Origin of the sequence: Kineococcus sp. TRM81007, assembly GCF_022669155.1 — a bacterium.
Taxonomy (GTDB): domain Bacteria; phylum Actinomycetota; class Actinomycetes; order Actinomycetales; family Kineococcaceae; genus Kineococcus.
Genome location: NZ_JALBVB010000058.1, coordinates 16,039 through 27,889, shown reverse-complemented (window position 1 = coordinate 27,889; position 11,851 = coordinate 16,039). Strand labels below are relative to the sequence as shown.

The following is an 11,851-nucleotide window of genomic DNA, read 5'->3' as shown; positions in this document are numbered from 1 at the left end:
GGTGGAGGCCACCACCGTCCGCAGGACCTCCCCGTCAGCCTCACGGCTGATCCTCGCTCCGGGAGGTTCTCGGGCGCCGCGGGCCGACCTACCCTGGGCGGGTGCCCCTCCTCGCCGAGCTCTCGGCTGCCCTGCCCACCGCTCACGCCGTGCTGCCGGACTGGCTGGAGGCCTCGTCCCTGCTGGACACCCTGGGCGGCGCGGCGCTGTGGGGTGCCGCGGCCATCGTCTTCGCCGAGTGCGGGCTGCTGATCGGCTTCTTCCTGCCGGGCGACTCGCTGCTGTTCACGCTGGGCCTGTTCACCCGCGAGGGGCACGTCCCGCACTCCATCTGGTTCGTGTGCCTGGTGCTGTCGGTCGCGGCGTTCGCCGGCAACGTCCTCGGCTACGAGATCGGCCGCAAGGCCGGCCCGGCCGTCCTGGACCGGCCCGACTCGAGGATCTTCAAGCGCAAGCACATCGAGAGGACGCAGCAGTTCTTCGCCACCTACGGGGCGCGGGCGATCATCCTGGCGCGCTTCGTGCCGATCGTGCGGACCTTCATCACCGTCGCCGCGGGCGCCGGGCGCATGTCCCGGCGCACGTTCTTCGTCTTCTCCGCCGTGGGCGCCGTGCTGTGGGGCACCGGCGTCACCGTCCTGGGGTACCTGCTCGGCGGCATCCCGCTCATCCGGGACAACATCGAGCTGGGTCTGCTGATCCTCGTGGTGCTGTGCGTGCTCCCCGTCGCCGTGGAGGTCCTCAACGCCCGCCGCAAGCAGCGCCGCGCCGCCGCGGAGCTGCCCGCCCAGACGGCCCTGCGCGCGGACGAGGCCACCCCCGAGAACCACCGCTGAGACGCGCCGGGCACCATGGCGCGGTGCCGCGCTCGGAGCAGCTGCTGTCCCTGCGGTGGGGCGACATGGACGCCTACCGCCACGTGAACAACGTCGAGGTCCTCCGGTTGCTGGAGGAGGCGCGCGTGCGCGCCTTCGGGGTGCCCGGCCCCGACGGCTCGGCACCGATGCTGGCCACCGGGATGGTCGTGGCCCGCCACGAGGTCGACTACCTGCTCCCCCTGGACTACCGCACCGAGCCCGTGGCGGTGGACCTGTGGGTCGAGCGCGTCGGCGGCGCCAGCTTCCAGGTGCGCTACGAGGTGCGCGAGCCCGAGCCGCCGGCCGTGGGCGAGGCGCGCACGTACGTGCGCGCCTCCACCACGTGCGTCTCCTACGACTTCGCCACCGGCCGCCCGCGCCGGCTCACCGACGCCGAGCGCACCCGCCTGGCCGCGCTGGCCGACGCCCCCACCGCCCCCTGACCACCCGCCGCGCCCCGGGCCCGCGGCGCGGACCTGCGAGGATCGCGGGGTGTCCGACTGGTTCGCGCAGCTCGCCGACCCGCAGCTGGAGCACCTCGGCGCCCTCGGCGTCTACGCCCTCGTCTTCGGCATCGTCTTCGCCGAGACCGGCACGCTCGTGGGCTTCTGGCTGCCCGGCAGCACCGTGCTCTTCACCGCGGGGCTGCTGGCCGCGCGCGACGGCAGCCCGCTGTCGCTGACCGTGCTGGTGGTGGGGGTGACGCTGGCGGCGATCCTCGGCGACACCGTCGGGTACTGGTCCGGGCGGCGGCTGGGGCGGCCGTGGCTGCTGCGCCGGGCGGGCAAGGCCGCCAAGCACCTGCCGCGGGCGGAGGATTTCTACGCGAGGTACGGCTGGTTCGCCGTCGTGGGCTGCCGGTACATCCCGTGGCTGCGGGCGTTCACGCCGATCATCGCCGGCACCGCCGTCATGCCGTACGCCGCGTTCGCCAGCGCCAACGTCGTGGGCGCGCTGACGTGGGGGGCGCTGCTCGTGCTCGCCGGGTACGCCGCCGACTCGCTGCCGTGGATCCGCACGCTGGCGTACGTCATCGCCGGCACCGCGATCGTCTTCTCGATCGTCGCGCCGATCGCCGGGGCGGTGCGGCGGCGCCGCGCGGCGCGCTCCCGGTGAGCCGGCCGCGCCCCGTCCCGGCGCGCGCGGTGCGCACGGAGACGGTCGTGGAGCGCTCCCGCTTCCTGTGCGTGCTCCAGCCGGTGCCCGACGAGGCCGCCGCGGACGCCGTCGTGGCCGCCGCGCGCCGGGAGTTCCCCGACGCCCGGCACCACTGCACCGCCCGGGTGCTCGGTGACGACGGCGAGGTGCGGCGCGCGAGCGACGACGGCGAGCCCGCCGGCACGGCCGGTGCCCCGATGCTCGCCGCGCTCGACGGCGCCGGCGTGACGGGCGCGGTGGCGGTGGTGGTGCGCTGGTTCGGCGGGGTGCTGCTGGGCACCGGCGGGCTGGTGCGCGCCTACGGCGGCGCGGTGGCCGGGGCGCTGGCCGAGGCGGGCCTCGTGCAGCGGCAGCGGGTGGACCTCGTGCAGGTGCGCGCACCGCTGGCGGAGGCCGGGCGCGTGGAGGCCGAGCTGCGCCGCCGGCACGCCGTGGAGGACGTGGCGTGGGGCGCGGACGGCTGGCGCGCGGTGGTGGCCGTACCGGCCGGCGGGCGCGGCGGACTGGAGGCCGAGCTGGCCGCCGCGGGCCTCGCCGCACCCCTCACCGACGCCCTGGTCGACCTGGGCCCCGCCGTGCGCCCCCTGACCTGACCCCGCCGCTCCTCCCCGCCCGCGGTGATCAAGGAAGTTGCACCACGCATGATCACCGCGGGACAGGGGGAAGGTCGGGTCAGGCGGGGCGGGTGACGGCGGTCAGGCGCACCGCGACGGTGACGTCCACGACCTCCGGCAGGGCGGCCAGCCGCTCGTCGAGGCCGGCGGCGTCGACGTGGTGGGCGCTGGGTCCCATGAGCACCAGGTCGCGCAGCGCCTCGCGGCCCAGCGGGCGCAGCACGCTCAGCTCCCGCACTGCGGCCGGCGCGAAACCCGCCAGTTCGGCCGCGAGGCGCTCGTCCTTGCGCTCGTCCACCCCGAGCATCCCCAGCACCGCGCGCACCTCGCCCAGGTGCGCCGGCAGCGGCGTGAGCACCGCCCACGTCCCGCCGGGGCGCAGCACCCGGGTGACCTCCGCCGTCGCGCGCGGGGCGAACACGGTCGTCACCAGGTCCGCGCAGCCGTCGGCCAGCGGCAGCGGGCGCCACACGTCGGCGCCGACGGCCGCGGCGCGAGGGTGGGCGCGCGCGGCCCGGCGCAGGGCGGGCGCGGAGGTGTCCAGGCACACCCCGTCCGCGCCGGGCAGCGCGTCGAGGACGTGCGCGAGGTGGTGGCCCGTGCCGCCGCCGACGTCGACGACCCGGCCGGCGCCGGGCACCAGTTCGGCGGCCAGCTCCGCGAGCGCGCCGGCCACGGGCGCGTAGTGGCCGGCGGCGAGGAACCGCTCGCGGGCGGCGACCATGTCCGCGGTGTCCCCGGGGTGGGCGCGCCCGCCGCCGGAGAGGTTGACGTACCCCTGACGGGCCACGTCGGCGCTGTGACCGGCGGGGCACACCAGCCGCCGCGCGTCCGCGGCGAGGTCCTGCCCGCACACGGGGCAGCGCAGCACGGGCAGCGCCGCCAGCAGCGCGGCCGGCAACGGCGCCGGGGTGGGCGCCGGGGTGGGCGGGGGCGTCTCCAGGGCCGTCAGCGCTCGCGCTCGGCGGACCCGCCCAGCGGGTGCAGGCCGGTGAGGGCACCCACCCAGGAAGCCGGCACCCGCGCCAGGCGCTCGTCGTAGGCGCGCACGGTGGCGGCGTGGAAGGCGAGGTCCCCGGCCAGGCGGTGCTCGGTGTCGGCGATGGCGCGGCGGGTGCCCTCGTCGGGCTGCGCACCGGAGTGCAGGCTCAGCTCCGCGAGGCGGCTGCGGCGCTGCTCGGCGAGCGCCCCGGCCTCCACCGCCAGGTCGCGCAGGCGCACCAGGGAGGCGCGTGTGGCCGCCGCGTAGCCGACGGCGGCGGCCACGAGCAGCAGCAGGACGACGAGGACGACGGTGCCGGCGGTGCCCACGTCAGCCGCCCAGCCCGATGTCGGCCAGGGAGTAGGCGGAGCGGTACGGCAGGCCCTCGGCCTCCACGCGCTCCTTCGCGCCGGTGGCGCGGTCGACGATGACGACGACGCCGACGACCTCGGCGCCCGCCTCGCGCAGCGCGGTGACGGCGGTGAGCACGGACCCGCCCGTGGTGGAGGTGTCCTCCACGGCGAGCACGCGCCGCCCGGCCACGTCGGGGCCCTCGACGCGCCGCTGCAGCCCGTGGGCCTTCTCCGCCTTGCGCACGACGAACGCGTCCAGGGGGGCGCCGCCGTGCGCGGCGGCCCAGCCGCGCGCGTTCGCGGCGTGCACCACGGCCAGCGCCACCGGGTCGGCGCCCATCGTCAGCCCGCCGACGGCCTGGAAGTCCCAGTCGGCGACGAGGTCGAGCAGCACCGGCCCGACGAGGGCGGACGCCTCGCCGTCGAGGGTGATCCGGCGCAGGTCGACGTAGTGGTCGGCCTCCTCGCCGCTGGACAGCGTCACGCGGCCGTGCACGACGGCCCTCTCGGCGATGAGGGCGGCGAGGCGCTCGCGCTCGGCGGTGGGGGTGCTCACGGGGCACGAGCTTAGGCGGTGGCCGGGTGGGCTCCGGGCGGCGGCGGTAACGTCCGGGCCGTGCGCCTGGCCACCTGGAACGTGAACTCCGTCCGTGCCCGCCTGGACCGCGTCCTGGCGTGGATCGACCGCAGCGACGTCGACGTCCTCGCGCTGCAGGAGACCAAGTGCAAGGACGAGCAGTTCCCCTTCGACGCGTTCACCGACATCGGCTACGAGGTCGCGCACCACGGGCTGTCCCAGTGGAACGGGGTGGCGCTGGTGTCCCGGGTGGGGCTGGAGGACGTGACCACGTCGTTCTCCCCGGACGTGCCGGGCTTCGGGGTGCCGCCGGTGGTGGAGGCGCGCGCGATCGGCGCGACCTGCGGCGGGGTGCGGGTGTGGAGCCTGTACGTGCCCAACGGGCGGGGCCTGGACGACCCCCACTACGCGTACAAGCTGCTGTGGCTGGAGGCGCTGCGCGACGCCGGGCGCGGCTGGCTGGCGCAGGACCCGGCGGCGCAGGTGGCGCTGGTGGGCGACTTCAACATCGCACCCCTCGACGAGGACGTGTGGGACACCTCGGTCTTCGAGGGCGCCACGCACGTCTCCGAGCCGGAGCGGGCGGCGTTCCGCGCGCTCGAGGCGGCGGGGTTCGGCGACGTGGTGCGCCCGCACGCGCCGGGGCCGGGCACCTACACGTACTGGGACTACACGCAGCTGCGCTTCCCGAAGCGGCAGGGCATGCGGATCGACTTCGTGCTGGGCTCGCCGGCGCTGGCGGCGCGGGTGAGCGGCGCGACGATCGACCGGGCCGAGCGCAAGGGCAAGGGCGCCTCCGATCACGCCCCGGTGGTGGTGGAGCTGGACGGCGACGCGGCGGCGGGGGCGGCCGAAGGGGTGTGAGGGGCGCCACTGCGCCGAACGGTTGAAGACGGCCCCCGGGCCGCTGCGCGGGGGAGACGCGCGGCGCGTGCGCGGCTAGGTTCGCGAGGGTGCGAGCACCTGTGAACGACTCCGACGTGGAGGCCGTGGAGCTGAGCGCGGCGACGGACGCGCACGGGCAGCGCGCCGTGGCGACGCTGCTGGAGGCGTGGGCCCGCCGTCCCGTCCCGGGGGACACCGTCTCGACGGCGCGGCTGCTCGTGGCGGCCAGCGAGCACGCCGCCTACGCGGGCGAAGCGCGCCGGGCGCTGCGGCTGGCGCGCCGGGCGCTGGCGACCGGGGAACAGGTCGCCCCGGACACGCGCTGCTACGTGGTCTCGGCGCTGCTGCTGCGCGGGCACCTGCGCGAGGCGTTCGCGCTGGTGGAGGAGGTCCTGGAGGACCGGCCCGCGGACGTGGAGGTGTACGAGTTCCTCGGCGAGGAGCTGGCCCGGCACGGCCGGTGCGACGACGCGGCCCGGGTGTGGACGGCGGGGTTGTTCCGCTGCGCCGGTGACGGGGAGGCCACCGAAGTGCTGCTCGCGGCGATGCGCCGCGGCCGCGGCCCGCAGCGCCCGGTGGACGTGCGCGACGAGGTGGACGTGCACGACGAGGTGGACGTGCGGGACGAGGTGGACGTGCGGGACGACTCGGTGGACGTGCGCGAGCCGGTGGGGGCGCGCCCCGCGGTGGTGCTGCCGGGGCAGGCACCGGCGCTGGACTGACGCGCGGCGGCCGGTCCCCCGGCCGCCGCGCGCGGGTGCTCACCCCTTGACGGACCCCTCGGTGAGGCCGCCGCGCCAGAAGCGCTGCAGCACGACCATGAGGACGACGAGCGGGACGACGGACACGAGGACGCCGGCGGTGGTGAGCTCGTAGAACTCCGGGAGCCGGTCGGTCTGGGCCCGCCAGTTCACCAGCCCCACGGTGATCGGGTACAGCTGCTCGTCGGCGAGCATGATGAGCGGCAGCAGGTAGTTGTTCCAGATGCCGACGAACTGGAAGAGGAAGACCGTCACCAGCGCGGGCACCATCATCCGCAGCCCGAAGGTGTGGAAGATGCGCAGCTCACCGGCCCCGTCGAGGCGGGCGGACTCCACGAGCGAGGCGGGCACGACCGCCCCGGCGAAGATGCGGCAGAGGAAGAACCCGAACGGCGAGACGAAGCTGGGCAGCAGGACACCGAGGTAGCTGTCGGTCAGGCCCAGGTTGCTGAACATCAGGAACAGCGGGAGCGCGGTGGCCGTCCCCGGCACGAGCACCCCGCCCAGGATCAGGCCGAACACGAGGTCGCGGCCCTTGAAGTCGTACACCGCCAGCGCGTACCCGCCGGCGGCGGCGAGGTAGGTCGCCACCAGCGCACCGCCCCCGGCGTAGAGCAGGCTGTTGAAGAACCAGCGGACGAAGATGCCGTCGTCGAAGGCGAAGACCTGCCCGACGTTCTCGAAGAGCTGGAACCCGGCGAACCAGAACCCGTTGGTGGTGAAGAGGTCCTCGGTGGACTTCGAGGCGGCGACGACCACCCAGTAGACGGGGACGAGGAAGTAGACGGCGACGAGCGCCAGCACCGCGGTGACGATGATGGTGCGCGCCGCCGGTGGCCGGGTCGCACCGCGCTGCGGGGTGCGCTGCACGGCGCCGATGGTGGCGAGGCGGTCCTCCTCGGGGCGGACGGCGGTCACGAGTCCCTCCGGGAGACGAGTCGCAGGAAGACGAACGACAGGACGAACGCGGCCAGGGCGATGACGACGGCCTGCGCGGCCGCCACCCCGTAGTCGTTGTAGGAGAACGCCGAGGAGTAGGCGGCGAAGTTCGGCGTGTACTTCACGTCGATGGCCGGGGACACGGCGCGCATCACCTGCGGCTCGGCGAAGAGCTGCAGGGTGCCGATGATGGAGAAGACGGTCGTCAGGACCAGGGCCGGGCGGATCAGGGGGAGCTGCACGGACCAGGCCAGGCGGAACGGCCCGGCGCCGTCGACCTTCGCCGCCTCGTACACCTCACCCGGGATGGCCTTCAGCTGCGCGATGACGATCAGCATGTTGTAGCCGGCGTAGGACCAGGTGACGATGTTGGCGATGGACCACAGGACCGTCTGCGGGCCCAGGAAGTCCGGGGCGAACCCCAGCGCCTGCAGGCCCGCGACGATCGGCGAGAAGCCCGGCAGGTAGAGGAACGACCACAGGATGCTGGCGATGACGCCGGGGATGCCGTACGGGGCGAAGTAGGCGGCGCGGAAGAACGCGGGCCACTTGGCCGAGGCCGACTCCAGGAGCAGGGCGAGGATCGTCACCGCGACGATCATCACGGGCACCTGGACGACGCCGAAGAGCAGCACCCGCCAGATGGAGTCGACGAACGCCGGGTCCCCCAGCGCCCTCTCGTAGTTGTCCAGCCCGGCGAAGCGGGAGGTGATGCCGTCCTCGCCGAAGAGGCCCTGGCGCTCGACGCGGGTGAAGCTCTGCCCGACGGCGTAGACGATGGGCAGGACGAACGTCAGGGCGAACAGGACGAGGAAGGGCGCGAGCAGCAGCCACGGGGCGCGGCGCTGGGCGTGGTCGGCACGAGCGGGGCGTCGCCGCGACACCGCGGGCCGTGCGCCCGTGCTGCGGGCGGCGGGCGCCGCGGGGGCGCTCACGAGGCGCTCCCGGCCCGGACCCGGAGGCCCTTCTCGCGCATGATCGTCAGCGTCTGCTCCTGCACGGCGGGCAGGGCGTCGACGATCGGGCGCCCACCGGCGCCGCGCTCGCGGAAGACCGCGGAGAGCGCGTCGTTGAGCTCGATGAAGATCGGTGACCAGGCCCAGTCGGGGTTCTGGGCGTCGGCGGCGGGCACGAACACCTCCTCGTTGTAGTTCTGGCCGCCGAAGAACTCGGACGGCTCCTGGCGGGAGGCCCCGATGTAGTCGGGCGACGGCGACCAGCCGATGCCGCAGTTCTCGATCTGGGCGTCGATGGCGCGCGGGTCGGTGGTCATCCAGTGGATGAAGTCCATCGCCTCCGCGGGGTGCTGGGAGGTCGCGAGCACCGCGGCGGTGGAGCCGCCGAGGGTGGCGGAGGCGTACCCGGTGTCCGGCCACACCGGCAGGGGCGCCACGCCCCACAGGCCGGAGGTGCCGCCGACGCTCTGCACGAGGGCGTCGCCCCACGAGCCGGTGGTGACCGCGGCGATGGAGCCCTCGGCGGCCGCGGCGGTCCAGCCGGAGGAGAAGGGCGCGAGCGCGGTGTCGTAGAGGTCCTCGCTGAAGGCGGTGTCCATGAACTCGGCGACCGTGCGGGTGGGCCCGCCGGTCAGGTCGACGACCCACTCGTCGCCGTCGGGCGTGAACCAGGCGGCACCGGCCTGCATGCACAGGCTGGTGAAGACGTTGGGGTCGTTGATGCTGAACCCCTCCAGCCGGTGGGTGGGGTTCGCCTCCTTGACGGCGCGGGCGAGGTCGGCCCACTCCGGCCAGGTGGCCGGCGGGGTCGCGCCGATCGCGTCGAGGACGTCGCGCCGGTAGAACCAGCCCATCGGCCCGGTGTCCTGCGGGACGCCGAAGACGCCGTCACCCAGGGAGACGCGGGCGATGTCGCCTTCCCGGTAGTCGCCGAGGTGTTCCCGGAAACCGTACCGGGAGAGGTCGACGAGGCCGTTCTGCAGCAGGAAGCTGGGCAGCACCTGGAACTCGACCTGGGCGATGTCGGCCCCGCCGCCGGCGGCGAGCGCCCCGAACATGCGGGTGTAGCCGCCGTTGGTGCCGGCGCCGCTCCAGACGGCCTTGACCTGCACGTCGGGGTTCTCGGCGTTCCACAGGTCGCACACCGACTGCAGGTCCTTCAGCCAGGCCCAGTAGGTGAGGGTGATCGGTCCGTCGGCCCGGGGTTTCAGGGGCCGCTGGTTCACGGAGTCGCCGGCGGCGCCGGCGGCGCACCCGCTCAGCACCACCGCCCCCGCACCCAGCGCGGCCCCCAGCGCACCGCGTCGTGTCGTCTGCACGTGGGCTCCTCGTCGTCGAGAGATCCTGGAGTCGCAGACTAACCACGCTGCGTGCTCCCGGGCCACGAACCCCGGCGTCGGTGCACGACGTGATCCGTGTCACCGGAGGGGCGGGGCCCGCCCGGCGCACCGCGGTCCCCGGTGGTCACGGGTGCATGCGCGCCCCCTTGACGACCTTGTCGACGCGGCCGCGCGGGCCGTGCACCGCGATCCCGACGAGGTCGAGCTGCGCGCCGGGCGCGGCGGCGACCACGGCCCGGTTCGCCGCGTCGTGACCGGTGGCGAACATGCCGGCGGTGAACACCGCGAGCGGCAGGCCACGCTCCACCGCACGGCGGTGCGCGGTGCGCAGCAGGTCCGCGGTGCCCTCCAGGACGAGCACCGGCTGCCCGAGGAGGGCCAGGTAGGCGGTGCCGTCGGCGTCGGCGTAGGGCTGCCCCACGAGCTCGGGGTGGGCGGCGGTGACGCCGCCGGCCAGGAACGCGGTGACGTTCAGGCGCTGCCACGCGGCCAGGTCCTCGCGCAGGAGGACGGCGATCTTCGTGTCGAACCGGACGGGGGCGTCGTCGGGGGTGGTGACCTCGTTCACGGCGGCAGCGTGGCGCGGCGCAGCGGGGGGCGTCTTGTACGTTCCTGACGTGCCCGAGGCGACGGCCGGGTCCGCGGCCGAGGTGGTGCGCAGCTGGCGGCCGGCGGTCCCCGGCGTCGCCGAGGTCCTGCACGCCCGGTTCACCCGCCACGCGTACCCGATGCACGTGCACGGCACCTGGGCGGTGCTGCTCGTCGACGAGGGCGCGGTCAGCTACGACCTGGACCGCCGGCACCGCGGTGCGCTCGGCTCGGCGGTCACGGTGCTGCCGCCGGACGTCCCGCACGACGGGCGGGCCGCGACGGGCGCGGGGTTCCGCAAGCGGGTGCTGTACCTGGAACCGCAGGCGCTGCCGGCGCACCTGGTGGGCGCGGCCGTCGACGAGCCCGCCCTGGCCGGTCCCGCCCTGCGGGGCGCCGTGGCGGCGCTGCACGCGGTCCTGTCGCTGCCCGGCGAGGAGTTCGAGGCGGCGGCGCGGGCGGTGCTGCTGGTCGCCGGGCTGCGCCGGCGGCTGGAGGGCCGCGAGGCGCGACCGCCGCGCCGGGACGCACCGCTGGCGGCGCGGTTGCGGGAGCTGCTGGACGCGCACGTGGTGGAGGGGGTGACGCTGCAGCGGGCCGGGCGGGAGCTGCACGCCACCCCGGAGCACCTGGTGCGCACGTTCCGGCGCGAGGTGGGGATGCCGCCGCACGCGTACCTGACGGCCCGGCGGGTGGACCTGGCGCGGCGGCTGCTGCTGGCCGGTCACCGCCCGGCGCGGGCGGCGGTGCTGGCGGGTTTCCACGACCAGGCGCACCTGACGCGGCACTTCCGGCGGCTGCTGGGCGTCACGCCGGGACGGTTCGCGACCTGAGCACCGCACCCGGGGGCCACGATGGGGGTGTGAGCGGCGAGCGCAGGGGTCCCGGTTCGATCACCGACGTGCCCGGTGTGCGGGTGGGGCAGGTGACCCGCCGCGGCGGCGGCTGGCTCACCGGCGTCACCGTGGTGCTGCCGCCGCCGGGGACGGTGGCGGGGGTGGACGTGCGCGGCGGTGGCCCCGGCACGCACGAGACGGACGCGCTGGACCCGCGCACCCTGGTGCCGACGGCGGACGCGGTGGTGCTCACGGGCGGCAGCGCGTACGGCCTGGTCACCGCGCACGGGGTGCAGCGCTGGTGCGCCGAGCGGGGCCGGGGTTTCCGCGTCGGAGCTAGCGAGCGCGAGGTGGTGCCGATCGTGCCGGCGGCGGCCGTGTTCGACCTGGGCCGCGGCGGGGTGTTCGGCAACCACCCGACGGAGGCGATGGGGTACGAGGCGGCGGCCGCGGCGGACTCCCCCGCCGGGACGGTGGTGCGGCGCGGCGTGGCCGGGGCGGGCACGGGGGCGGTCGTGGGGCGCCGCTTCAAGGGCGGGGTGGGCACGGCCTCGGTACGGGTGGGCGGTGCGGTGGTCGGGGCGATCGCCGTGGTGAACGCTTTCGGGCTGCCGGTGGCGCCGGGCGCGGCGCGCGGCGGTGCGGTGCCCGGTGAGCCGCTGGGCTCGGGGCCGGCGCTGAACACCACGCTCGCGTGCGTGGCGACGGACGCCGCCCTGGACCCGGCGGAGGTCTCGCGCACGGCGACGACCGCCCACGACGGGCTGGCCCGGGCGCTGGACCCGGTGCACACCCTCTCCGACGGGGACACCGTGTTCGCGCTCGCCACCGGGGCGGTGGCGCTTCCGGGGACGCGACCGGAGCGGGTCGCGGAACTGGTGCGGTTGCAGGCGGCGGCGGCGGAGTCGGTGCGGCTGGCGGTGCTGGACGCGGTGGCGTCGGCGGAACCGGTGGAGGTCGGCGGTGAACTGCTGCCCCGGTGGCCGGGGTGAGGCACCGGCCGGG

At 75.7% G+C, this 11,851-nt stretch carries 15 protein-coding genes; 8 read left to right on the top strand and 7 right to left on the bottom strand.

Going from position 1 to position 11,851, the window contains the following annotated elements; genetic code table 11:
- Positions 1-101: 101 nt before the first annotated feature.
- From MN205_RS18640 to MN205_RS18625, 4 genes are read left to right on the top strand one after another with little or no spacing between them, the layout of a single operon-like run.
- Positions 102-836: a DedA family protein gene (locus MN205_RS18640; protein ID WP_242129905.1), complete on the top strand. Its 735-nt coding sequence runs from the start codon at positions 102-104 to the stop codon at positions 834-836.
- Positions 837-859: 23 nt separating this feature from the next.
- A complete protein-coding gene (locus MN205_RS18635; protein WP_242129904.1) occupies positions 860-1,300 on the top strand; it encodes a thioesterase family protein in 441 nt (146 codons plus the stop codon).
- 49 nt (positions 1,301-1,349) lie between these two features.
- Positions 1,350-1,973, top strand: coding sequence for a DedA family protein (locus tag MN205_RS18630; protein ID WP_242129903.1), 624 nt, complete (start codon positions 1,350-1,352; stop codon positions 1,971-1,973).
- Positions 1,974-2,002: 29 nt separating this feature from the next.
- A complete protein-coding gene (locus MN205_RS18625; RefSeq protein WP_242129902.1) occupies positions 2,003-2,608 on the top strand; it encodes a YigZ family protein in 606 nt (201 codons plus the stop codon).
- A gap of 79 nt (positions 2,609-2,687) precedes the next feature.
- Here MN205_RS18625 and MN205_RS18620 read toward each other — a convergent pair whose 3' ends face one another.
- From MN205_RS18620 to pyrE, 3 genes are read right to left on the bottom strand one after another with little or no spacing between them, the layout of a single operon-like run.
- Positions 2,688-3,518 carry a putative RNA methyltransferase gene (locus MN205_RS18620; RefSeq protein WP_374115987.1) on the bottom strand — a complete coding sequence of 277 codons (831 nt, stop codon included), beginning with the start codon at positions 3,516-3,518 and terminating at the stop codon, positions 2,688-2,690.
- Positions 3,519-3,577: 59 nt separating this feature from the next.
- A complete protein-coding gene (locus tag MN205_RS18615) occupies positions 3,578-3,940 on the bottom strand; it encodes a hypothetical protein (protein ID WP_242129900.1) in 363 nt (120 codons plus the stop codon).
- Position 3,941: 1 nt separating this feature from the next.
- The gene (gene pyrE, locus MN205_RS18610; protein WP_242129899.1) at positions 3,942-4,520 is read right to left on the bottom strand and encodes an orotate phosphoribosyltransferase; all 579 of its coding nucleotides are present in this window, start codon (positions 4,518-4,520) and stop codon (positions 3,942-3,944) included.
- Between the two features lie 60 nt (positions 4,521-4,580).
- On the opposite strand from pyrE, the gene MN205_RS18605 reads away from it, so the two are divergent.
- Positions 4,581-5,405 carry an exodeoxyribonuclease III gene (locus MN205_RS18605; protein WP_242129897.1) on the top strand — a complete coding sequence of 275 codons (825 nt, stop codon included), beginning with the start codon at positions 4,581-4,583 and terminating at the stop codon, positions 5,403-5,405.
- Between the two features lie 89 nt (positions 5,406-5,494).
- Positions 5,495-6,148, top strand: coding sequence for a M48 family metallopeptidase (locus tag MN205_RS18600; RefSeq protein WP_242129895.1), 654 nt, complete (start codon positions 5,495-5,497; stop codon positions 6,146-6,148).
- Between the two features lie 39 nt (positions 6,149-6,187).
- Here MN205_RS18600 and MN205_RS22125 read toward each other — a convergent pair whose 3' ends face one another.
- From MN205_RS22125 to MN205_RS18580, 4 genes are all read right to left on the bottom strand, one after another.
- The gene (locus MN205_RS22125; protein WP_374115986.1) at positions 6,188-7,066 is read right to left on the bottom strand and encodes a carbohydrate ABC transporter permease; all 879 of its coding nucleotides are present in this window, start codon (positions 7,064-7,066) and stop codon (positions 6,188-6,190) included.
- 35 nt (positions 7,067-7,101) lie between these two features.
- Positions 7,102-8,061, bottom strand: coding sequence for a carbohydrate ABC transporter permease (locus tag MN205_RS18590; protein WP_242129893.1), 960 nt, complete (start codon positions 8,059-8,061; stop codon positions 7,102-7,104).
- On the bottom strand, positions 8,058-9,401 hold the full coding sequence (locus MN205_RS18585; RefSeq protein ID WP_242129892.1) for an extracellular solute-binding protein: 1,344 nt from the start codon (positions 9,399-9,401) through the stop codon (positions 8,058-8,060). Before MN205_RS18585 ends, MN205_RS18590 begins: the two co-directional genes overlap by 4 nt.
- A 145-nt stretch (positions 9,402-9,546) precedes the next feature.
- The gene (locus MN205_RS18580) at positions 9,547-9,990 is read right to left on the bottom strand and encodes a DUF2000 domain-containing protein (RefSeq protein ID WP_242129891.1); all 444 of its coding nucleotides are present in this window, start codon (positions 9,988-9,990) and stop codon (positions 9,547-9,549) included.
- 49 nt (positions 9,991-10,039) lie between these two features.
- Here MN205_RS18580 and MN205_RS18575 point away from each other — a divergent pair, with 49 nt between their 5' ends.
- Positions 10,040-10,843, top strand: a complete 804-nt coding sequence (locus MN205_RS18575) for an AraC family transcriptional regulator (protein WP_242129890.1) — start codon at positions 10,040-10,042, stop codon at positions 10,841-10,843.
- Positions 10,844-10,872: 29 nt separating this feature from the next.
- The gene (locus tag MN205_RS18570; RefSeq protein WP_242129889.1) at positions 10,873-11,838 is read left to right on the top strand and encodes a P1 family peptidase; all 966 of its coding nucleotides are present in this window, start codon (positions 10,873-10,875) and stop codon (positions 11,836-11,838) included.
- Positions 11,839-11,851 lie beyond the last annotated feature (13 nt).